Source organism: Pseudoduganella sp. RAF19 (assembly GCF_052114165.1).
Lineage (GTDB): Bacteria > Pseudomonadota > Gammaproteobacteria > Burkholderiales > Burkholderiaceae_D > Rugamonas.
Genome location: NZ_JBFREF010000006.1, coordinates 283,444 through 304,364, shown reverse-complemented (window position 1 = coordinate 304,364; position 20,921 = coordinate 283,444). Strand labels below are relative to the sequence as shown.

The window sequence follows — 20,921 nt, the reverse complement described above, 5'->3', positions numbered from 1 at the left end:
ATTGCATAGTAGGAGGGCATCAGCTGCGGCGGAAGACACGCCAACGTACTCACAATGTTGTCTACGGCGCACCAATCAGGGCCGATGCCGACACTGCGCCAGCCGATAGCGCCGCCAGCGCCCACAGCCCAATGCCCGCGCAGTCATGCAGGACAAAGGAGCGCGGTCGGACGGCTTTGGCGCCGCACAGCAGTACCGAAAAAAATGCCAGCCCCGGAATAAAACGCGCGATGAGCAGCACACGAACGCCTCTGCGTCCCCATAGGCGCTCGATGTCGATTTTCCGCTCCGTCAGCAGCCTGCCGAACGGCTGCGCACCGAAGCGCCGGCCGCCGTGGAACCAGAAGAAGTCTGCCAGCGCGCCTCCGACCACGGCGGATGCGACCAGCGCCACGAATTGCAGCGAGCCAGAAGACAGGCCATCCGCTGCCAGGGCGATGGCGGCACCAGCCATCATCAGCGTTGGCGTGGCGGGCAGGGGCAATCCCAGCGAGGAAGCAAAGACATTGATGAATACAATCAGCACGCCGTAGCGAGCCATTAACTCGTGCGACCACATGATGTTCTCCTCCGTTTGCTGCAGCAAGCGTAGGCGCGGCGCATGATCGGCGGAAGCCCCGCGCCGGGACTCACCGTGTTGTCATTCGGGGGACAATCAGGCGCAGAAGGTGAGAGGCACGAGTTCCGAGGCGGAGCAGTCCAGATCCAGCGCGCGGATTTGCTCGGTCATGTAGTCGATGAAGACGCGGATACGCGCCGGAAGATGTTTGCGGCTGAGATAACAGGCGTAGTGGCCGCGGTCGTCCGGTACGTACTGCGCCAGGCAGGAAAGCAGACGGCCATCGCGCAGCAGTGCGCTGACCTGATAAGCCGGCAGCTGGGCGATGCCGCGTCCGTCCAGCACTGCCTGCACCATCAGTTCAGCGCAGTTGAAGATGTGCTGCGCGCGCGGAGTGGCCTTTTGGCACATGCCACCAACCTTGAACTCCCACTCCGCAATGCGGCCCGAAGCCAGGCGGTAATTGATGCAGCGATGTTGGCTCAGGTCTTCGATAGAACATGGCAGGCCATGCTCCTTCGCGTACTCGGGCGAAGCACACACCACCATCTGCATCGGGATCAGCTGCTTGGCCACGACCTGGCTATCGTCCATTTTGCCGTCGCGGAAGGCAATGTCGATGCGCTCCATCGTGAAATCGACGGGACCGTCCTTCAGCATAAAGTCGAGCGCAATACCGGGATAACTGGCGTGGAAGCCGTTGAGCAGCGGCGCAATCACCTTGCGGCCGAAGCCCGCGGTCGAACAGACGCGCAGCTGGCCACGCGGCGGGCCCTGGCGCAGCTCGCGCATATCTTCCAGCGCCTGGACGATGCGCTCCACGCCGGGATTGCAGTTCTGATAGAAGAGTTCACCTTCCGGCGTCAGAGCGGTGCTGCGCGTGGTACGCAGGAAGAGGCGCGTATCGAGTTGCGCCTCCAGCTTCTGGACATTGCGGCTCACGGCCGAACGGCCAATACCAAGCCGGTCGCCGGCCTTGGCAAAACTGCCCTCGCTCACCACCGCCAGGAAGGCAATCACTCCCGCATAGCTGGTGGCGAAGCTAGACGCCAGCGAGTCTTCGCCGGCTGCAGGGGAAGCAGTCGTCAACGAGGGCGTGATGAGCATGCGCTACGTTATACCCTTAGATGAGGTCAATTACAAGGTAATACGATGAACTTACTAATAATTGATCGCAGCAGGGATTGTCGCCAAAAACTCAACATCATGCGTCCCGGAAGAGGACTACTTTGTCGCGCACAATGTGCTTAAAATAGCTAGTGACTATGAATGGATCAACTGAATGGACAAACCCGCCCGGCCTCCTTTGACCTTGCTCGATAAATTCCGAGGCTCCGAATTCGAAGAAATCTACACGGGCCGCGTTCGTGTGACAGGTGGTGAAGCGGCGCATGCCAGGGCCTCCGGTGTGGTGCGCTCCGATGACGGCAGCCTCGATCTGGAATTGCGCCTGCCCGAGCAAATGGGCGGCGCAGGTGGCGGAACCAATCCGGAGCAGCTGTTCGCAGCAGGCTATGCCTCCTGCTTCCACGGCGCCCTCATGCTGCTCGCCGCCAAGAACGGTATTGAACTGAAGGATGCGACGGTCGATGCTTCGGTGACCTTTGGCCGCGATCCGGTCGATGGCCTGTACAACCTGACTGCCAACATCCGCGTCCATCTGCCGGGCGTCGAGCGCGCCATCGCCGAACAGCTGGTGCGCGCCACCGAACGCTTCTGCCCTTACGCCAAAATGGCCAGACAGGGCATCGTCAGCGTGATCGCGCTGCACAGCGACGAATAAAAACGCTGGCGGCGCCAGCCCGTTGTCAATCAAGAGAAAAGCGATGGACCGCAATGATAGACGACAGCGGTCCATCCGCGATCGGCTCGGCGCTCCATTCGGAATTTCAGGTTACAGCCCTGCATTAAAGCTCCGTCGATGCGCTGGCCGACGTAGGGATTGTCAGGCCACAGACTCCATACCTCAGTCCTGAGCTGGCTATCGTTCCGGATGCCATATCGCGCGCCCCATCCGTCGCGGTAATGACGGCGCGCGGAACCCAGAATGACAATGCGATCCGGCCCTGGAGCCGCTACCGGGGCAGGCGCCGGTGCGGGAGCTGGCGCCACCACAACCGCTGGAGGCGGTGCGGCGGCTGCAGGTGCAGGACCGCCCCTGGCGATATCGGCCCAGGAACACTGGGCCAACCGGCTTGAGCGCCTGAGCGGCAAGCCAGGTCGAAACGGCGCAGGGACATTGGGAGGCCGGCGTATTGCCGGTACGGCGGCAGGGCCAGTGGATTGCTTGTTCGATGTCATGGTTTATCGCTTTCAGGTCGAAATACACCAAGGATCGTGCAGCAGGACCGTCCATCTTACCTTAACCCATCCATGAAAAAAGCCCAGGATCGCCCGGGCTTTTTCATTATGCCGCTTGCTGCTGGCGGCGCTGCAGCACGAAGATCGGCTGCGCCCACTGCGTGTCCTTCTTCTTTTTGCTCGTGATGAGCGTCAGTTCGGAAGGATCGTAGACGTCGGTGTTGTGCGTCAGCGGCGTCGTCATCAGGTACTGGGCATCGGTGTTCTTCAGGAACTCGCCGACCAGCTGGATGTTGCGGATGTCCAGGTGGGCAAACGGTTCGTCGATGAACACGAAGCCGCCGGAACCTTCGTCGGACTTCAGCAGGCCAATCAGCAGCACCAGCGACTTCATCACCTGCTGGCCGCCAGACGCTTCGCCGTCGTTCAGGCCAATCGGACCCTTGCCGTCGAACTTGAAGCGCACATGCAGGCCGGCTTGCGCCAGCAGCAGGTCGTCGTTTTCCAGCTTGACCGGATCGGCGTGTACTTCGATGTTCGCCAGCTGGCCCAGTTCCTTGATGTTGGCCGTGTAGGTCTTGATCGTGTAGCGCAGACGCTCGATGTAGGCGCCGCGCGCATTGGCGGTCGCTTCGATGGCGCGGTTGTTCTGGTAGCGGCGCTCTTCCGTTTCGGTCTTGCGGTTCGACAGCTGGTCGTTCAGGCGCTGGTACTGATCGATCACGGTTGCATCCAGTTCCCAGTCGTCGCGTGCCAACGAGGACTGCAGGCTGGCGACGCGCAGGTCGACCTGGTGCGCGTTCTGGTGCTGGGCGACCAGGGCCAGGCGGCGTGCGGTACCCTTCCAGGCCGGCGGCAGGTGGCGCCACTGGCGGCGCAGCGCCAGCAAGGCGCGTGCGTGGTCGGAGCGCTGCTCCAGCTGACGCTTGTGGTTCAGGCGCATGCCCGCTTCGCCTTCGGACAGCGCCATGCGCGCCGACTGCCAGCTGGTGTCCGCACGGGTACGGGTCACGGTGGCATTCTTCATCAGGCCTTGCAGCTCGCCCAGGCGCGAACCGACTTCCAGGCGCTCGGCGCGCAGCGGTACTGCGGCGCGGGCGGCTTCGTCGAATTCCTCGGTACGTGCCGACAGTTCCTTCACCGCGTCCACGCCTGCCACACGGGCTTTCAGTGCGCTGGTTTCGGAAGCCAGCTTGGAAATCTGCAGGGTGAACTTGTCTTCTTCCGCTTCCAGATTCGGCAGGTTTTTCTGGATCGCGTCCATACGCTGGGTCTTACCCGCGGAGCCGAAGCGGTAGCGCGATGCTTCAACAAACAGCGAACGGCCACCACGGCGCTCCTTGTGGTAAGCGTCCGGCGTGATCCATTCTTCGATATTGCCCAGCTTTGCGCCGTCTTCCACCGACTCCACGCGCGTGATGCGCGACAGCTGGTCGATCAGCCATTCCGGCGCCAGGCCAGAAAAACGCACAACCGACAGCAGGCTCTGATTCTTCGGCTCGTGCGCTTTCACGCAATCCGGCACGATGAAGTGGCGATAGCGTTCCTTCTCCGCCAGGCGGTAAGCAGCGGAGGCATCGGAGGAGCGCTCCAGCAGCACCACGGAGGCATAGCCACCCAGCACGCCTTCGACGGCGCCCTGCCATTTCGGATCGGTGACTTCCACGATATCGGACAGCATGGCATGCGGGATGTTCGCATCGCGCAGCGCACGGCGCATGGCGCGCACATTGTCCGGCTCCGGCATGGCGGTTTTGCCTTGCAGCGCGGCGATGGTGGCCTTGTCCTGTGCGATGCGTGCGGACACGGCGTCACGCGAGCCGCGCAGCTTGGCCAGTTCCGCTTCCTTCTCTTCCAGCTGCGCAGCAGCATCGGCCACATCGGCGCCCGATTCCGCGGCCAGCTTTTGCAGACGCTGCTTCTGTTCAGCCAGCGATTCCAGCGGCTTCAGTTTCGTATTCAGCTGGTTCAGGCGCGATTGCAGCACGGTCTGTTCCTGCTCCAGCAGGGTTTCCTGCTGCTGCGCGTCCTGCAGCGCTTTGGCCTGGCGTGCCAGTTCATTGCGCTTGTCCGCCAGCTGCTGGTCGGCTTGCGCCAGCGGCTTGCGCGCTTCGCGCAGCTGCTTGCTGTTGTTGTTCGCCTTTTCGCGCGCCTCGTGATACTCCAGCGATGGCAACACTTCTTCCTGCAGGTTGCGGCGTTCCTTGTGCAGCGTTTCCCACTGGTGATAGTTGGCCACGCGCAGACGCAGGCCTTCCAGATTGGTCTTGGAGCCTTCCAGTTCGGACTCGAAGCGCTTCAGCTCTTCTTCCGTATCGCGCTGGTGGCGCTTCGCTTCGTCGTACGCGTCCAGCACTTCCTTGTCGCCGAAGACCTGGAACACCAGATCCAGCAGCTGGCGCGGCGCGTATTCGCACAGCTTGTCCGTTTCGCCCTGCTCCAGCGCCAGCACTTTGGCCATCGCGGGCGACAGGCCGGCTTGCGCCAGACGCTTGCGGTAGTTCTCCACACCCAGCCAGTCGTTGGCTTCGGTGACTTCTTCGATGTCCACATTCCCCGGGCGCATCAGGTACTGGCGCTTCCAGTCGCCGCCGTTCTTTTCGACCTTGCAGAACAGGGTCACTTCATCGTCGGCGAAGAAACCGCTGTGCCGGAACGGCCGGTTCGACAGCTGCTTGCCCACGGCGCGGTTGTCCACCACGGAGCGCAGCCATGCGGTCTGCTGGCCGCTGTGGCGGGCGTAGTGCTTGTAGGTGCGGCCCATCGAGCAATCGAGGCCGAACAGGGTACGCATCGCATCCAGCAAGGTGGTCTTGCCAGAGCCGTTCTGGCCTGCGATGGTGATGATCTTGGCATCGAGCGGAATGTTCTTGATGCGCTGCCAGTAATCCCAGTGGACTAATTCGAGAGATTTAATGTGGAACATGGATCAGTCCTCGTTCGGGGTATCGGTCGAAGCATCGGCTTCCGGTGCGGCCGGCGTCTCCTCGACGGCGGCGGCGTTGTCGATTGCGGCGGCCGCTTCGGCCAGCACTTCGCGCGGAATGTGCACAACCTGCGCCGGTGCGCGCTTGAACACGTCGGCCAGCGCGCCGTTGATGATGCGTTCTTTCAGCAGGTCGGTATCCATCAGCAAGTCCAGCAGCGGGCCTTCGACGATGATGTCGCCGCGGCGCTCGATGAAACCGAGCTTGCCGAGAATACCGAGGTTCATGTCCATACGGGTCTTCTTGCCTAGCTTGTCGCCGAAGTCGGCCAGCAGGGCCTTGTACGGAATGCCGATGGAAGTGTCTTCCGCGCGCGGCACCGGCTTCTCGGTGCCGAACATATCGTTCTGGTCATCGTCCGCCGCCTGGTGGGTTTCCTGGCGCTCGCGCTTGGGCAGGATGATCAGCGCCCACAGCACCACCAGCAAGGCCACGCCATCGCGCGCCAGGCCGAAGTTATTGTTCTGCCATACGTCGCGCGCGCCGAACACTTTCGGCTCGATGGCGCGGTGCAGGGCCAGGGTGACGTGGTCGGCGTAGACGTTATCCAGCAGCTTCAGGCCGCAGGCAGTCAGGCGCGCATCCACTTCAGCGCGGAACAATTCATCGGACAAGGCACGCTTGACCAGCTTATCGTCGCGGCGCAGCGTCTGATGCGTCATCAGGCGCGCGATCAGGATTTGGGAATCGTCATTCATCGGCCTTGCCGCTTTCATCTTTCAGTTGGAGGGACAACGCGGCCATGGACATGGCGGCGACCTCAAGGTCAGGCAGCTCGATCATTTCATCGGCAGGCTGGAACTGCACCGGCAGGCGCGCGAAGTCCGCGGTGGCGCCCTGCATGGACGCTTCGGCTTCATCGCCCAGCAGCGGCAGCAGCGAGGCGCGGTACGAGGCCACGGCAAACGACGCCGGCAGCAGCGCTTCGTGCGCCTGTATTTCGCGCGGCGACTCTTCGGCCACGCTCGGGAAGTTGTTCAGCTGCGCGAAGTCGGACAGGCGTGCGAGCCAGTCGTCCAGCTCCTTCTGCATGGCCGGGGAATCGTTGATCGTGGTCGGCGCGTCCTGGCCGGCAGGCAGGCCATTCAGCCCATTGTTATTGGCACGTTCCGTCATTAATTCTGTTTCTGCTACGTCGATCATTTCAGCGGGCGTGACGAACAGCGGCTTCACCGGCTGATCAATCGCGTCTTCCGCCAGCGAGGCCAGGTCCTCGTGCTCCAGCAGCCAGCGCTTGATGTCCGTGGTGGACAGGCCGGACTGGCCCAGGTGCACACGCTGGCGCTCGATCTGGTTCAGGGCACGCGAGAACATGCCCTGCATATTCAACAGCTGCGACTGGGCGCGGCCGATGGCTTGCGCCGCCTTGTGCGTGGCGCTGTCCGCGTTTTCGTCGGAAGTGATGGCGCGCAGGATCTCGCTGCCCTTCTCCACCCAGTCGCAAGCCTGGTGCCACTTCGCCTGCGACTCGCGCAGGCGGAATTCGGAACCGGAAGCGATGGCGTCGCGGAATTCTTCGGTCAGGTCCACCAGGCGGCCCAGCAGATGCTGCAGCTGCTCGCTGGTGACGCCGCCCACGGCCTGTGCGCCCGCCACCTGCGACAGCAGGAAGCCCATTTCGGCATCGTCGTCCGGCTGCGCCAGCGCCAGCAGGCCGTCGATGGCCGACAGCACGTTGCGCGCCATGGGGGTGACGCGGTAGACGGTCTGTTGTGCATCCCAGGCCAGCAGCCCGTTCGAACGCAAGCGGATCAGCACCGTTTCCAGGCTTTCCGGCAGCAGATAGGCCAGCTTGGTATTGATATCGGCGCGCGAATAGAACGAGGTGGTGGTGTCGTTCGCCAGCTCGCGCAGCACGAGCAGGCGCACCAGCACACCCTCAAAGCCGCCGTGGAACAGGGCCGTGAAGACCTGCAGCAAAGGCTGTGCGCGCTTCAGATGGAAGACTTGCTCAATCTCGTCTGCTGAAATGTGGGGCTGGAAGTGGGCCTGCAGGGCATCCTGCTGCTCTTGCTCAGTCGGGTTTGCGTCGGCAGCCGTGGCCGCACTTGCCATTAAGTCAATCATTGCACTCCGATAATCCCGGTAAATGGGGACGTAACACATTACCGCGTAAATGTGTTGCGTCCCCATTTACCGGCTTGGCCCGGCCGTATGGCGGGGGCGTCAGTATATCAGGCCGGGTGTTGCTATTTGCGGTTGACTTTTTCGAGAAGTTGCTCGAAGGAATCGCCGTTCTCTTCCATGAAGCGGATTTTGACGGGATACCATTCCAGTCCCGGCGCCAGCCACAGGTCCACCTGCTGACCCGCGTCGCGCTTGGGCGGCGCTTTGACGAAGTGCACGACCTTGAGCTCACCGGCACCCGTTTGCAGGGTTTCCGGACCCACGACTTTGAAACTCCACACCTCCGCATCCTTGCGGCCGGCCGTGAAAAAAGCCCACTCCGTGCCCGGCTTGAATTGGTCCGGAGCGTGGCGCGCTTGCGACACCAGCTGCCATTGCGCACTGCTGCGGTCCTGTTCTCCGCCCTTCAGCGGGAAAGCCGGCTCGCCACCCTGGAATTCGATCTGCTTCGATTCGCGGTTGAAGGTGGTGGTGGTCGGGTCCTTGCGGATGCGCTTTTCATAATAGGTGGCGGGCGCCAGGCCGTAGTCGTCGACCGCGCCTTCGCTGCGGTAGTCCAGCACCTTGCCGAACAGGGCGGAGCGCGCCTCGGTGGTTAGCGTGTATTTGCCCTCGCCCTGGCGCCAGTTGACCGTGCCGGTGCCGCTCAGCGGGATGCCGTGGTTGCTGCCCTTGACCGAGTACACCAGTTCGGCGGATGGCGGCAGGTTGAAGCCGCGCTTGACCACGGGATGGTCCGCTGCCTGGGCGCCCATGGCCAGCGTCAGCATGGCGGCGGCGATGAATGTGTTCTTCATTGTTCTTCCTTCAAAATCTTGGTCACGGTCTCGGTGGTCACCGCGCCATTGCCTTCCGTGTTCCGGATCTGCACCGGATAAAAGTTCAGCGACGGCGCCAGCCAGATGTCCAGCCGCGCGCTATAGCTGCCCGGCTTGGGTGGACGGGTCAGGCGCCAGGTAATCAGCTTGCCCATGTCCGTTTCCAGTTCTTCTTCGCCCACCAGCTGGAATCGGTAGATGGTGGCGCTTTTATCTTCTCCAACCAGAATATCGATGTCCCCCCCGAATTGGTTGACATCGGCGCGGCCAATCGCTGCCAGCTGGAAGGGCACGGTGGCCTTGTCCTGCGTTCCGGCCAGCAGAGGATAGCTGCGGTCGCTGGCCGAGAAGGTGATGCGCCTTTCCTTCTGATTGAAATGGGTCGCCGTCTCGGAACGGTTGCGGCGCTTCTCGCGCATGGTGAGGGGCGAAATGCCGCCGTCGTCCACGGTACCTTCGCTGTTCACGGTCAGCACGTTGATACGGAACAGCACCGTAATGCCGACTTCCAGGTCGACTTTATAGGTGCTGCCGTCGCTCTGCCAGTTCATGCTGGCGGAGCCGCTCCACTTCTTGCCGTCCGCGTCGGTGCGCTTCACGTCCATCTCGAAGCGCGCGGGAGGCGGCAGGTTCACTTTGTAGCGGCGAATGCCTGACGGCTCGTCTTCCTGCTGCGGCGCGTCCGGCTGGGCGGATTGTACTGCGGCTGGCTCGGAAGCAGCGCCCGTCTGGTCGGCAGGAGATGTCTGCGGCGCCGGCGGTGCGGATTCGCTGGTGTTGCCTGCAGGCGTAGCTGCCGCTGTCAGCGCACCTTCGCTGGGTTGCGGTTCCGGCGCGGGCAGCGGTTCGGGGGCAGGCGCCGGCTTGGGTCTGGCCTTGTGCGGACGCTTCGGTTTCGGTGCAGCTTCCTGCGGTTTGATTTCCGGCTCCGGCGTCACGGTCGCCACGCGCTGCGGCAAGGCCAGACGCAGGTCGGCCTTTACCACCGCCGGTGAGAACTTGCGGTTATCGTCCACCAGGCCGACGTGGGATGCCAGCCAGTCGATCGCCACCAAATGCAGCGCCACTGTGGCCACGCACAGGGCAAGCACGCGGCGGCGGCTGGAAAAGAAGGAAACAATCGTCATGGGCGCTAGTGTAACGTCTTCATGCCGCTTTCCGCTGACCTGCCGGGCTGATGGCATAATCCGCTGACAACTATTTTTGATAAGGTCAGGCAGATGTCCCTGCAGCGTTCTCGTGGCCAGGCCGATTCCGGCAAGGTCGGCGCGGTCGAGCTGTTTTTCGATCTGGTATTCGTTTTTGCGGTCACCCAGCTGTCGCACACGCTGCTGAAAGACCTGAGCCTGACCGGCGCGCTGCAGGTCGGCCTGATGTTCCTCACCACGTGGTGGGTGTGGATCTACACGACCTGGGTCACCAACTGGCTGGACCCGGAACGCATCCCCGTGCGCAGCGCGCTGTTCGTGCTGATGATTGTGGGACTGATGATGTCCGTCTCGATTCCGCAGGCCTTCGGCGCACGCGGCTGGCTGTTCGCGGGCTCCGTCGTGGCCCAGCAGGTGGGCCGCAGCCTGTTCGCCTTGTGGGCCTTGCGCGATATTCCCAACCTGCGCCGCAATTTCCTGCGCATCGTGGCCTGGACTTCGACGTCGGCCGTGTTCTGGCTGCTGGGCGGCTTTAACGAATCGTCGATGCGCGGTGGCTTCTGGCTGGTGGCGCTGGCCATCGAACTGCTGGGACCTCCCCTGTATTTCTGGACCCCGGGCCTGGGCCGCTCCACCAGCGCCGACTGGAATGTGGAAGGCAACCATATGGCGGAACGCGGCGCGGGCTTCGTCATCATCGCGCTGGGCGAGTCGCTGGTGGTGACGGTCGCCACCTTTGCCGACATGCGGCTCGGCGCGGCGGATACCGGCATCTTCCTGCTGGCGGTGCTGGGTTCCGTGCTGATGTGGTGGCTCTACTTTGATCAGGGCGCGGAACAGGGCCACCACCGCATCACGCATTCGCATGATCCGGGCCGCCATGCCCGCAATATCTATACTTATCTGCATGTGCCCATCATCGCCGGCATCATCGTCAGCGCGGTGGGCGATGAGCTGCTGCAGGCGCATCCCGATCACGGTAATCCGGCGCAGATGGCGGCCATTGTTGGCGGTCCATGGATTTTCCTGGTCGGCACCATGCTGTTCAAATGGGTGACGCATAGCCGTCCCTATCCGCCGCTGTCGCACATGACAGGCGTTGGCCTGATGACTGCACTGGCGCTGCTGGCCACACCGCTTGGACTGACGCCGCTGGTGGCCACGGCCGGCACCGTCATTGTCCTGCTGCTCGTTGCGGTGTGGGAGAGCTGTGTGCTACGCTAAGCTTTGACCTTGCCCTTTCGGAGACCCGATTTATGAGCAACCCCATGATGACTGATACGCTGGACTTCGTTAAATCCTTGTGGGGCAGCATGGGCGTCCCCGGCATTAACATTCCCGGCATCGCGGCGCCTACCTTGTCGGTCGATGACCTCGACAAGAAAATCAATGAACTGAAGGCGGTCGAGTCCTGGCTGAATCTGAACGCGACCATGCTGCGCAGTAGCATCCAGGCGCTGGAAGTCCAGCGCGGCACCATTGCAGCGCTGAAGTCGATGGGCCAGTCGCTGGCGGCTTCCATGCAGCAGCCGGTGGGCGACAAGTCGCCATTCGCCTCGTCCTCGACGAAAGCCAATGGCAAGGCGGCCGAGCACAAACCCGAGCCCGCGCCCGCGCCTGAAACACCCACGGCGGAAGCCAGTAAATCAACCACCGATGCCGCCGCTGCCGCTGCCGCGCAAATGGCCAATCCCGCCGTCTGGTGGAATTTGCTGCAGGAGCAGTTCAAGCAAGCGGTGAGCACGGCCATGGCCGCCGAGCCGCCAAAGGCTGCCGCCGCCGAACCGGATGGCGAGGCGAAAGACGAAGAGCCGTCCGACGCCAAACAGGCCGCCTCCGCAGCGCGCAAGCCGGCAGCCAAGCGCGCCGGCAGCAAGCCGCCAAAAGCGCCTAATTGAGCCGCTGAATGCGGATGGCCGATATCTGGCCTTCCGCATCCCTTTCAATCTTCATGATGTTGATCAGGCCTTCTTCTTCGAGGGCCTGCGCAGCCGCGTGCGCGGCCTGGAAACTGGCGATGGTGTCGCCCCGTGCAGCGACTGGCCGTACCCAGGCCATCGCACCGATTTTCATCTTGTTGTAGACCTCTTTGGCGATATCACGCATGATCACTCCCTGGTCAGTCAAGAATCGCCGGATACTTGCTCATTCAGCGCGGCATCCAGCTCCGCTTCCATTTCTTCCGGTGAGGCCGCGCGGCCCGGCACCAGCATCTGCAATTGCTCAATCAATTGTGCAAAGCGCTGCTGGCCTGGCGCGACCCGGTCGACGTGCATCAGCACTCCGTTCGCTTCCATCATCAGCAGCTCGTCATAGCCTTTCGCCTGCATATGCGAAATCAGGATCTGCGCAGAGTTGAACAGGATGCGCAGATTGTCCGGCAAAGCCTGGCGCGCTTCGCGCATCCACGCCACAGCGTCGTCCAGCTTGTTGGTCTTCCACAGCAGCACGCCCTTGTTCATCATCTCGGTCGCTTCCTTGCGCGCCGACTTGATCAGGGCTGCGCCTTCGTCGCTCATGCGCGCCTTGTCGAAGATGCGCTGCACGTCTTCATGCAGCAGCTGGTTGTCGTGGTTGTTGCGCACCACGTAGCACAGCAACTCGACCGGGGCGTCTTTCACGCCTACCGCGAACAGCAGGGTCGCCATTTCCAGACAGGTGCCGGTGTCAGGACGCTCCGCATCGGACTTCAGCATTTCTTCCAGCTCGTCGCCGGATCTGCGCGCGCGGCGATAATCTCCGCTTTCATGATAGACCAGGCCTTCGGTGATTTTGGCGCGCAAGTCCACCAGCTTGCCGGCGAAATCGCGCTGCGCAACGGCCAGCAGTTGCAGGGCCTCTTTCGGATCGTTCTTGTGGCCGCACACGCGCGCCAGTCCGAAATAGGCGTCCACCGATTTCATGATCGAGTATTCGCCGATGGCCAGACATTTGCGGAAGGCTTTTTCCGCCAGGGGGATATTGCCCAGCCGGAGCGCGGCGTTACCCAGATTGCGCTGGCGCGGCACGGAATTCGGCGACAGCTTGGCGGCACGTTCCAGCACGTCGCAGGCATCGCCAACCCTGCCCAGGTTGTGCAGCGATGTCGCCAGCTGGTCGTAGGCATCGATGTAGAAACGGTTTTCGGCGATCACGCCGCTGAACATCTGCCGCGCGGCTTCGTGATCGCCGTTCGCCATGCGGATCTTGCCGATGCCGGTGCGGGCCCAATTGTATTCGCGGTCCTGCAGCAGCTTTTCATAGACTTCGCGCGCCTGTTCCGGTTCGCCTGCCTTCATCAGCAGATTGGCCTTCATGCGCAGCAGGTCGGTTTCGTGCAGTTTGTTGTGGGCGATTTGCGCATCGCATAGCTTGGCCGCGCGCAGGAAGTCTTTCTCCAGATAGGTCTGGTCGATCTCGCTGAAGATCTGCTTTTTCTGCCACACGCGGTTCAGGCGGGTGAGCAGCACGCCCTCGGTTATGGGCTTGATCAGGTAGGCGTCCGGCTGGTGCTCGGCGGCGCCCATCACGGCTTCCACGCTCTTTTCGGCGGACACCATCAGCCATACGCTGCTCGGCGCCAGCAAGTGGCGGATGCGCGCTTCTTCCAGCACGTGCTGGCCGTTCTTGCCTTCGCCCAGATTGAAGTCGCACAGCACCACGTCGTACACAATCCGCTGCAGCAGACCAATTGCCTCGCCGCCGCTGGAGGCCTGGTCGATATGCCGGGCGCCCAGGCTGCGCAGCGATTCGCGCAGCAACTGGCGCACGCCGACGAAGTCGTCGACGATCAGGTATTTTTTATCGGCCCAATCGATGCCGGGCGTTGCGGGCGCGGTGGCAGTGGCGGGGGCGTTCATGGCAGGCGCAGGATGAAACAGCCGCCGCCCAGCGTGCCGCCGTTTTCCAGGCTGATGCTGCCCTGGCGGCCGCGGTGCTTGTGGCTGCGGGCGACTTCGCTGGCGAAGTAGAGTCCGAGGCCGCTGCTGTTGGTGAGGAAGTTGATGCCCTGCCCGACCACGGCGCCCGCTTCCAGCATGGACGACGGGAAGCCGATGCCGTTGTCTTCCACGCGCAGTTCCAGCATGCCGTCGTTTTCGCCGATGACGAGGCGGATCTTGTCCTTGGTGTAGCGCACGGCGTTGTTGATGGCGTGAACCAGAACGCCGAGGACGAGGTCTTCGTCGAAGGTCCAGATCAGGTCATGCGGGCAGCTGGTTTCGAGCTCTATATGCCTGGATTGCAGCAGCACGCGCTGGCCGCTCGCCAGCTGTTCGACCACTTCGCGCACTTGCACGGCGATCGGTTCGAAGGGGTAGCTCGGCTTGCCGACTTCCTTGTACAAGGCAAGCAGCTGGATCAGATTGTCGTTCAGGCGCTTGGTCTGGTACAGCATATGCGCCATCTGGGGATAGGCCGGGTTTTCCTGCGCCGCGCCCTGGGATTGCACAAGCAGATTCTCCAGCGTGCCACTGAGGACGCTGATCGAATTCTTCATGTCGTGCACCGTCGATGCCAGGAACATGAACAGCTCAGGCGAGCCCGGTTGATCTTCCATGAATTCTCCCGCTGTGCGCATGCTGTCAATTATAGCTTGCGGCGGGCTTTCAGGACGAAGCGCGCGGGGTCCAGTGCGGCTACCAGTGTTGCCTCCAGCGGCAAGGGCTCCCCTTCCAGCTGACAGGCCAGCAGCTCGGCGGCCAGTGGCGACCAGATCAGGCCTCGCGATGCGTAGCCGAGCAGTGTGTACAGGCCTTCGTGGCGCTTGACGTCGCGCAGGCGCTCAGCCTTGCCTGCTTCCGCGCCGTAGTCCGGCAACGCGCCCACCAGCGGCAGCCGGTCGGGGGCCATGGTGCGGAAACCCACGCGCCCTTGCAGCGCCGCCTGCCGCGCGGCGGCCACGCGCTCGGGGCCAAGTATCTCCTCCGCACGCAGCAGGTTTTCCTGCTGGCTTTCCGCGCGCAAGGCGCGGTCGTCATCGCGGTCGTATGTGGCGCCGATGCTCGTGATGCCTTGCACGGGTGGCGTCATGTACGCTTCGCGGCAAACAACCATCTTCAGCTTGGGGAATGCTTCCGCGGCGAGGTGCGTCACCTGCCCGCGCATGGTGTACAGCGGCAGCTCGCCCGCCTGCTCGATGGCGGTCGCCCCGGCGCCATTCGCCAGCACCACCACTGGCGCCGACGCGATCACCCGGCCATCCGCGGCGACCACTTCCCACTCGCCCTCAGCCCCCCCTCCTCGTGCGTCGCCGTCGCTGGCGGCCTCGTGGCGGCGTAAAGTGATAGCTTCGGCGTGGAAGATGCGTGTGAGGCGCCTGCCACAGGCGGCGAGCATGGCGCGGCAGACGGAGGCGGGATTCGCCCATCCGCCTTGCGGGAACAGCCAGGCGCCGTAAGGCGTCGGCGCGCCGAGCACGGCGTTGGCGGCGTCCGCGTCCAGCCACTGCACGAACTCTTGCGGGTACTGCCATGCCTCCACCACTTCGCGCTGCAGCGGTGCATGCTCTTCATCACGCGCCAGTTGCAGGACGCCGCATTGCTCACCGAGCACTGGAGCGCCGCCATCCGGCGCGAGTCCGCCTACGCGCCGCCATGCACGCATCGCATACAGGTACGCCGCGCGAGTGAGGCGCGTTGGGATATTGTCGTCCTTCGACAGCAGCGGCATGAAGATGCCAGCGCGATTGCCGGATGCTTCCTGCGCTGGTTCTTCATGGCGCTCGATCAGCGTGACTTGCCAGCTGCGCGCGGCCAGACGCTCGCAAGCCGCGGCGCCAGCCACGCCTGCACCGATGACGATGGCGCGGCGCTCGGGCGGCAGCGGCATCGGCGGCTGCGGCTTGCGGCTGGTGTAGTCGGCGTGCAGCCAGCCGCCGTCATTGGACTCCGCGTTTGCGCCGGGATGCCCGGTCCATGAGAATCCGGCAGCTTTCAGTGTGCGCAGCTGCTGCTCGTCGGGAGCCTGCAAACGTAGCGTGGCATTGGGTGCCGCCAGGCGGGACAGCGCGCGCATGGCGTCCAGTGGTTCGGGGATGACAAATTCGTCGACGCGCGCGGTAATCTCCGGCAACCAGCCGGACGGCGTGCCGCCAACGAGCAGATCGAGCGTAACGCCATCCAGCGCCAGCCGGTGCAGGCCCGGCACCGCCGTCGGCCAAGCAGCGCGCAGATCAGGCGGCGCGTTCGCGGGCACCGGCGGCAGCGTCGGCGCGATCGCAATGTAATGCAGCGCCGCGCCCGCTGCACCGCGGTGGGATGCCAGGGTGGCGAGGAAGCGCTGGCCGTCGCCGAGGGAGGTTTCGAGGACGACGTGGCGCGGCTTAGGCGCCACGCTTGCACTCCGCGTGGCGGAAGCACTTGATGTCATGGTCGTTCACCATGCCGATGCCCTGCATATAGGCATACACAATCGTCGAGCCCACGAACTTGAAGCCGCGCTTCGACAGGTCCTTCGACAGCCGGTCGGACAACTCCGTCTTCGCCACGCGCTCGCCGCGATTGACGATCGGCTTACCGTCCACCCAGGACCACAAATAGGCATCGAGCGACGAGCCTTCGTCAAGCAGCTGCAGATAAGCTCGCGCATTGCTGATCGCCGCCGCGACCTTCAGCTTATTGCGCACGATGCCGGGGTTAGCCAGCAGTTCGGCGACCTTGTCTTCGCCATAGACGGCAATCTTGCGTGCATCCCAGCCATCGAAGGCTTCGCGGTAGGAATCGCGCTTGTTAAGGATAGTCTCCCAGCTCAGCCCAGCCTGCGCGCCTTCGAGATTGAGCATCTCGAACAGCCGCAGCTCGTCGTGGCAGGGCAAGCCCCACTCTTCGTCGTGGTAAGCGATATAGCGCGGATTGGCCGGATTGGCCCAGGAACAGCGATGCACAGTCTTCATGGATGAATTATAGGCTGCTGCTCGACGCTGGTCACCACGCGCACTTCGCCGTCCGCGATCATGCGCGCCTGTTGGTGCATCAGGCGCGGGAACAATTCGTCAGGCTGCGTGCGCTCAGTGGCGTACAAGGCCGCCCAGGCGTTACGTCCCGAATGCTTGGCGATGTACAGCCCCTGGTCCGCCAGCTCCACCACCTGCGACCATGACAGCAGACGTGGATGCGACGGCAGGAAGGGGAAGCAGGCAAAACCGATCGAGCAAGTCTTGGACAAGCGCTTCCCATCCGGCAGCACGAATTCGCGCTGGCAGACGATCTGGCGAATGCGCTCCGCCACCACCTTGGCATCATCGCGATGTGTCGCGCGCGCCAGCACCAGGAATTCCTCGCCGCCCCAGCGCACCAGGTAGTCGGACTCGCGGAACACCTCGCGCAGGCGCTCCTTCATCTGCACCAGCACCGAATCGCCCGCAGCGTGGCCATACTGGTCGTTCACTTCCTTGAAGTGGTCCAGATCGACCATGAAGAACACCAGATCACGGTCCGGCTGCGGTTCCGACGGAGCCTCGCCTTGCAGCGCCGGATCGTCATAGCGGCGCAGCGACATCGCCACGTCCGCATCCACATGCTGCAGGAAGAAGCGGCGGTTGCGCAGGCCGGTCAGCTGGTCGGTCAGGCTGACGTCTTCCAGCGTTTTATACGCGCGTTCCAGCTCGATATTCTTTTCCAGCAGCTGCGCCTGGGTTGCACTCAAGGTCTTCAGCGTTGCCGCCACCTGGCGGTATGCGGACGCATTATCCAGTGCGATCGCGCCATATGCGCACAAGGTGCGGAAGATCATGCGTTCGCGCTCGCCATAGGCCTGCGCCAGCAGCGACTGCACGGTCATCACGCCCAGCACGCGCTCGCCGATGGTCAGCGGCGCAAACAGCAAGGTGAGCGTTGGCAGCGTGCCGGGAATCAGATTCGGCGTATCGGCATGGCTGTCGATTTCGATCAGGATCTCGCGGCGCTCGCGCACGCAGCGCGCCGAGTTCATATTCGGATCATCCAGCGGGAAGCGCGTCGATGGTACGGGGCGGCCCGCTTCCACGCCGAAGGCGCAGTACAGGTGATGGCCGTCCGGCTCCAGCAGGAAGATCGAGAAATGCGTCGCATCAAGCAGGCCGTGCACGTGGCGGTCCAGTGTCCGGAACACCGCCGCCGCATCCAGGTGCGCCGTGATCTCCTGGCCGATGGCGGACAAGTGGCTCAAGGTGGCCGTGGTCTGCTGCAGCACTTCCACGCGCTCCGCTTCCGCAGCGGCCAATTGTCGATGGTGCTCGCCTTCGGTCTGCGCCCGCTCGGTCTGATACTGCACCTGCATGGCGATGGCGCGGTTGGTGGCGTCCTGGCTGTGGGTCTTGTCGCGCGCGGCACTGGCCTGCAAGGAGATTTCGTAAGCGCGGGCAAAATCGCCCGAAGCGGCGTACTCGCGCGCCGCTGCATCGAGCAGCGTGCCCGGCACCGTGTAGCCTTCGATCGTCGCGGCCACAGTGAGCGCCTTGTTCAGGTAGTGCAGCACGGCGTTCGGCGCGTCCAGCGGCGCAGGCGCCGGCAGCTCGTGGCGCAAATGGATATCGGCCAGCACGCGCAAGGCGGCAATCTCGTTGTACGGATCGCCCTGTTCGCGCGACAGCGCCAGCGACGATTGCGCAGCGGCCAGTGCTTCGGTTGGGCGGCCCAGTCCAGACAGCGCATGCGCCTGCCCGCGCCGTGCTCCGCTCTGGAAGTCGGCTTGCGCCAGGGCGTGTCCGCGCTGTTCCAGATCGCGGAAGCTCTCCAGTGCCGCGCGATAGTCGCCCAGATCCAGCGCCAGATCGCCGCGGTATTCCAGCGCCACCGCGTAAGCGCGCGAGCCGGACAAAGGCTTCAGCGTTTCCAGTGCCTCGCTCAGCAAAGTCTGCGCGGCTTCGCGCTGGCCCAGCTGGCGCAAGGTTTCCGCGGTCTGCATCTGGCACAGGCCAATGCTCATCGGCCAGCCGGTGGGACGCGCAATGTCCAGGCCGCGCTGCATCCACTCCAGCGCCGCGTCGTGCGCATTCAGGCTGGTGAAGCCGTTGCCGATATTGGTGGCGATATTGATGGCGCGGCGCAGCTGGCCGGACAGCTTGGCCGCTTCGAACGCCACCATGAGATGACTGATGGCGCGGCCGAAGTCCGCCGACTGGAAGGCGCTGGTGCCGTAGAAATCGCTGATCCAGCCTGCGACTACGGGATGCAGCTTGTCCAGGTCGCAGCTGAAACGCTTGCCCCAGCGTTCCGTGGCAGCGGCCACATTGCGGAAGGACGAGAACAGCGCTGCCGTGCTTTCGAAAACATCGGTGCGCATGCCATCGCCCGCCGCCCGCGCATCGGCGGCGGCGAGTACCAGTTCATTGTCGCAATCGGCGGAATTGCCGCGATCGACGGCGACCCAGGCCAGCAAGTGGTGGGCGTCGGCCGTGCCGAGGCGGTCGTTCAGGCGGGTGAATTCCTGCATGGCCTGCTCGACCAGCGAGGACGCCGCATCCAGTTCACCGAACAGCCAGCGCGCTTCGGCCTGGACAAGTGTGTAACGCGCCGCCAGCGTGCGTTGTTCCTGCGGCCCCAGCAAAAAGCTCAGCGGTGCAGCCTCGGCGGCCAGTTGATCCGCGCGTGCCACATCGCGCTGACGCAGGTGCCAGGACAGCTTCGACAAAAGCGCAAGACGAGGCACGCCGTCCGCCTGCGGCAGCTGCAATTCCCACTGGTCCAGCTCGTCGTCGAGCGCGAAAAGTTCCACTAATTAGAATCCCTGAACAATATTGCTGTAACGCATCTTCGGTCACACTGCATTATTCCACAGTTCGAGATGCAGCAAGCATATTTGCCGGGGTGCGGACGGCGCAAAATGTCCAGGACGCCGCCCGCCGGAACCTGTTATTTGACCGGCGCTGGCGGCTGGGTCGTCATATTGGCCGGATTCTCCGGATCGTCGGTATTTCCACTGGACGGCTGCGGCTTGCGGTCGCTGCTGCCGGTCCTGCCCTTGCTGCCGCTGTTGCCCATCATGGTGCTGCCCTTGATGCTAGCGTTCAGCTGGTCGGCATTGTTCATGTGCTGGGTGATGGTCGGCTCCAGCTTGGTAGCCAGGGCTTTCACTTCCCCATCCTTGGCGCTGTTTTCAGCCTTGGCGATCAGCCGGTGCGCGTCATGGTGCGCTTTCACACCTGCCTGATCCATATAAGTACGGTCGAATTTGTCACCGGACATGCCGTTCAGCTTGGCGATCAGCGCCTTGTGCTTGCTGTCCAGCTCGGTTGGCAGGGTGACGTTTTTGGCGTCTGCCACTTTTTTCACTTCGTCCAGACCCTTGCTATGGTCGTCAACCATCTGCTGGGCGAAGCTCTTGACCTGATCGCTCTGGGTTTTCTGCACGGCCACTTTGCCTGCTTCCACCTCGGCCATATTGGCCATGGCCATATCGGTCAGCAGTTTCTGGTCGGACTTGGCGAGCGACTGGGCATATGCGGTGCCAACGCTCAACAGAGCGGCCAGCAAGGGCACGCCCAGAGTATGCTTCCACAACCTTGCCTTGTTCATGCGATTCTCCTGGGTTTGATAAGGAAAGCCGCTTTCAGGACTTGATAGTTCTCATTGTGTAGAAAATAATTTTACGTTGGATGGAATAGAAGGGCCGCACACTACGTATACGCATTGTCACCACCCACCTGAAGGAGAATGAAATGAAACGTATCGCCCTGTTGATCCCGGCCCTGCTGCTGAGCGCCACCGCATTTGCTGCCGATCCGGTCAAGAAATCCGGCGACATCTACGTCACCACTGACGGCATGACCATCTACACCTTCGACAAGGACGCGGCCAACAGCGGCAAGAGCGTCTGCAACGACGGCTGCGCCAAGAACTGGCCGGCTGTGGCGGCACCGGCCGGCGTGTCCGGCGAATGGTCGGCCATCACCCGCGACGACGGCACCAAACAGCTGGCGTACAAAGGCAAACCTGTCTATACCTTCGCCGGCGACAAGAAAGCGGGCGACCGCAACGGTGACGGCTTCAAGGATATGTGGCGCCTGGTGAAGGACTAAGCTTTC

Annotated in this window: 18 protein-coding genes; 4 read left to right on the top strand and 14 right to left on the bottom strand. The window is 63.1% G+C overall.

Annotated elements, in window-relative coordinates:
* Positions 1–61: 61 nt before the first annotated feature.
* Positions 62–559: a DedA family protein gene (locus AB4Z19_RS18260; RefSeq protein ID WP_442021728.1), complete on the bottom strand. Its 498-nt coding sequence runs from the start codon at positions 557–559 to the stop codon at positions 62–64.
* Positions 560–655: 96 nt separating this feature from the next.
* Complete coding sequence (locus AB4Z19_RS18255) at positions 656–1,666, bottom strand: LysR family transcriptional regulator (protein WP_442021726.1); 1,011 nt, start codon at positions 1,664–1,666, stop codon at positions 656–658.
* Between the two features lie 175 nt (positions 1,667–1,841).
* Here AB4Z19_RS18255 and AB4Z19_RS18250 point away from each other — a divergent pair, with 175 nt between their 5' ends.
* Positions 1,842–2,342 (top strand): Ohr family peroxiredoxin, encoded by a 501-nt coding sequence (locus tag AB4Z19_RS18250; RefSeq protein ID WP_442021724.1) that lies wholly within the window; start codon positions 1,842–1,844, stop codon positions 2,340–2,342.
* Positions 2,343–2,966: 624 nt separating this feature from the next.
* Here the strand turns inward: AB4Z19_RS18250 and AB4Z19_RS18245 are convergent.
* The 5 genes from AB4Z19_RS18245 to AB4Z19_RS18225 form a co-directional block, all read right to left on the bottom strand.
* Entirely contained in the window at positions 2,967–5,786 is a 2,820-nt protein-coding gene (locus AB4Z19_RS18245) for an ATP-binding protein (RefSeq protein ID WP_442021722.1), read from the bottom strand.
* A 3-nt stretch (positions 5,787–5,789) separates the two neighbouring features.
* Positions 5,790–6,545: a hypothetical protein gene (locus AB4Z19_RS18240; RefSeq protein WP_442021720.1), complete on the bottom strand. Its 756-nt coding sequence runs from the start codon at positions 6,543–6,545 to the stop codon at positions 5,790–5,792.
* Complete coding sequence (locus tag AB4Z19_RS18235) at positions 6,538–7,914, bottom strand: hypothetical protein (protein WP_442021718.1); 1,377 nt, start codon at positions 7,912–7,914, stop codon at positions 6,538–6,540. Before AB4Z19_RS18235 ends, AB4Z19_RS18240 begins: the two co-directional genes overlap by 8 nt.
* 122 nt (positions 7,915–8,036) lie before the next feature.
* Positions 8,037–8,771, bottom strand: coding sequence for a DUF3108 domain-containing protein (locus tag AB4Z19_RS18230; RefSeq protein ID WP_442021716.1), 735 nt, complete (start codon positions 8,769–8,771; stop codon positions 8,037–8,039).
* Positions 8,768–9,919 (bottom strand): DUF3108 domain-containing protein, encoded by a 1,152-nt coding sequence (locus AB4Z19_RS18225; RefSeq protein WP_442021714.1) that lies wholly within the window; start codon positions 9,917–9,919, stop codon positions 8,768–8,770. The genes AB4Z19_RS18230 and AB4Z19_RS18225 overlap by 4 nt, the downstream gene beginning before the upstream one ends.
* Positions 9,920–10,012: 93 nt before the next feature.
* On the opposite strand from AB4Z19_RS18225, the gene AB4Z19_RS18220 reads away from it, so the two are divergent.
* On the top strand, positions 10,013–11,164 hold the full coding sequence (locus AB4Z19_RS18220; protein ID WP_442021712.1) for a low temperature requirement protein A: 1,152 nt from the start codon (positions 10,013–10,015) through the stop codon (positions 11,162–11,164).
* Positions 11,165–11,196: 32 nt separating this feature from the next.
* Positions 11,197–11,838 (top strand): PhaM family polyhydroxyalkanoate granule multifunctional regulatory protein, encoded by a 642-nt coding sequence (locus tag AB4Z19_RS18215; RefSeq protein WP_442021710.1) that lies wholly within the window; start codon positions 11,197–11,199, stop codon positions 11,836–11,838.
* Here the strand turns inward: AB4Z19_RS18215 and AB4Z19_RS18210 are convergent.
* From AB4Z19_RS18210 to AB4Z19_RS18180, 7 genes are all read right to left on the bottom strand, one after another.
* Positions 11,831–12,046, bottom strand: a complete 216-nt coding sequence (locus tag AB4Z19_RS18210) for a hypothetical protein (protein ID WP_442021708.1) — start codon at positions 12,044–12,046, stop codon at positions 11,831–11,833. The two genes, AB4Z19_RS18215 and AB4Z19_RS18210, sit on opposite strands and share 8 nt — an antisense overlap.
* 17 nt (positions 12,047–12,063) lie before the next feature.
* A complete protein-coding gene (locus AB4Z19_RS18205) occupies positions 12,064–13,779 on the bottom strand; it encodes a tetratricopeptide repeat protein (RefSeq protein ID WP_442035746.1) in 1,716 nt (571 codons plus the stop codon).
* Positions 13,776–14,477, bottom strand: coding sequence for a sensor histidine kinase (locus AB4Z19_RS18200; protein WP_442029358.1), 702 nt, complete (start codon positions 14,475–14,477; stop codon positions 13,776–13,778). Before AB4Z19_RS18200 ends, AB4Z19_RS18205 begins: the two co-directional genes overlap by 4 nt.
* A gap of 29 nt (positions 14,478–14,506) precedes the next feature.
* Complete coding sequence (gene mnmC, locus AB4Z19_RS18195; protein ID WP_442035745.1) at positions 14,507–16,252, bottom strand: FAD-dependent 5-carboxymethylaminomethyl-2-thiouridine(34) oxidoreductase MnmC; 1,746 nt, start codon at positions 16,250–16,252, stop codon at positions 14,507–14,509.
* A complete protein-coding gene (locus AB4Z19_RS18190; protein ID WP_442025918.1) occupies positions 16,242–16,811 on the bottom strand; it encodes a DNA-3-methyladenine glycosylase I in 570 nt (189 codons plus the stop codon). Before AB4Z19_RS18190 ends, mnmC begins: the two co-directional genes overlap by 11 nt.
* Positions 16,808–19,612, bottom strand: coding sequence for a diguanylate cyclase (locus AB4Z19_RS18185; RefSeq protein ID WP_442025917.1), 2,805 nt, complete (start codon positions 19,610–19,612; stop codon positions 16,808–16,810). The genes AB4Z19_RS18190 and AB4Z19_RS18185 overlap by 4 nt, the downstream gene beginning before the upstream one ends.
* 137 nt (positions 19,613–19,749) lie before the next feature.
* Positions 19,750–20,412, bottom strand: a complete 663-nt coding sequence (locus tag AB4Z19_RS18180; protein WP_442025916.1) for a DUF4142 domain-containing protein — start codon at positions 20,410–20,412, stop codon at positions 19,750–19,752.
* Positions 20,413–20,555: 143 nt separating this feature from the next.
* On the opposite strand from AB4Z19_RS18180, the gene AB4Z19_RS18175 reads away from it, so the two are divergent.
* Positions 20,556–20,915, top strand: a complete 360-nt coding sequence (locus tag AB4Z19_RS18175; RefSeq protein ID WP_442025915.1) for a COG4315 family predicted lipoprotein — start codon at positions 20,556–20,558, stop codon at positions 20,913–20,915.
* Positions 20,916–20,921: the final 6 nt, after the last annotated feature.

What these genes read in the sequence shown, in the direction of transcription:
- AB4Z19_RS18260 (WP_442021728.1), bottom strand. Translation starts at nt 559, where the DNA reads ATGTGGTCGCACGAGTTAATGGCTCGCTACGGCGTGCTGATTGTATTC.
- AB4Z19_RS18255 (WP_442021726.1), bottom strand. Translation starts at nt 1,666, where the DNA reads ATGCTCATCACGCCCTCGTTGACGACTGCTTCCCCTGCAGCCGGCGAA.
- AB4Z19_RS18250 (WP_442021724.1), top strand. Translation starts at nt 1,842, where the DNA reads ATGGACAAACCCGCCCGGCCTCCTTTGACCTTGCTCGATAAATTCCGA.
- AB4Z19_RS18245 (WP_442021722.1), bottom strand. Translation starts at nt 5,786, where the DNA reads ATGTTCCACATTAAATCTCTCGAATTAGTCCACTGGGATTACTGGCAG.
- AB4Z19_RS18240 (WP_442021720.1), bottom strand. Translation starts at nt 6,545, where the DNA reads ATGAATGACGATTCCCAAATCCTGATCGCGCGCCTGATGACGCATCAG.
- AB4Z19_RS18235 (WP_442021718.1), bottom strand. Translation starts at nt 7,914, where the DNA reads ATGATTGACTTAATGGCAAGTGCGGCCACGGCTGCCGACGCAAACCCG.
- AB4Z19_RS18230 (WP_442021716.1), bottom strand. Translation starts at nt 8,771, where the DNA reads ATGAAGAACACATTCATCGCCGCCGCCATGCTGACGCTGGCCATGGGC.
- AB4Z19_RS18225 (WP_442021714.1), bottom strand. Translation starts at nt 9,919, where the DNA reads ATGACGATTGTTTCCTTCTTTTCCAGCCGCCGCCGCGTGCTTGCCCTG.
- AB4Z19_RS18220 (WP_442021712.1), top strand. Translation starts at nt 10,013, where the DNA reads ATGTCCCTGCAGCGTTCTCGTGGCCAGGCCGATTCCGGCAAGGTCGGC.
- AB4Z19_RS18215 (WP_442021710.1), top strand. Translation starts at nt 11,197, where the DNA reads ATGAGCAACCCCATGATGACTGATACGCTGGACTTCGTTAAATCCTTG.
- AB4Z19_RS18210 (WP_442021708.1), bottom strand. Translation starts at nt 12,046, where the DNA reads ATGCGTGATATCGCCAAAGAGGTCTACAACAAGATGAAAATCGGTGCG.
- AB4Z19_RS18205 (WP_442035746.1), bottom strand. Translation starts at nt 13,779, where the DNA reads ATGAACGCCCCCGCCACTGCCACCGCGCCCGCAACGCCCGGCATCGAT.
- AB4Z19_RS18200 (WP_442029358.1), bottom strand. Translation starts at nt 14,477, where the DNA reads ATGGAAGATCAACCGGGCTCGCCTGAGCTGTTCATGTTCCTGGCATCG.
- AB4Z19_RS18190 (WP_442025918.1), bottom strand. Translation starts at nt 16,811, where the DNA reads ATGAAGACTGTGCATCGCTGTTCCTGGGCCAATCCGGCCAATCCGCGC.
- AB4Z19_RS18180 (WP_442025916.1), bottom strand. Translation starts at nt 20,412, where the DNA reads ATGAACAAGGCAAGGTTGTGGAAGCATACTCTGGGCGTGCCCTTGCTG.
- AB4Z19_RS18175 (WP_442025915.1), top strand. Translation starts at nt 20,556, where the DNA reads ATGAAACGTATCGCCCTGTTGATCCCGGCCCTGCTGCTGAGCGCCACC.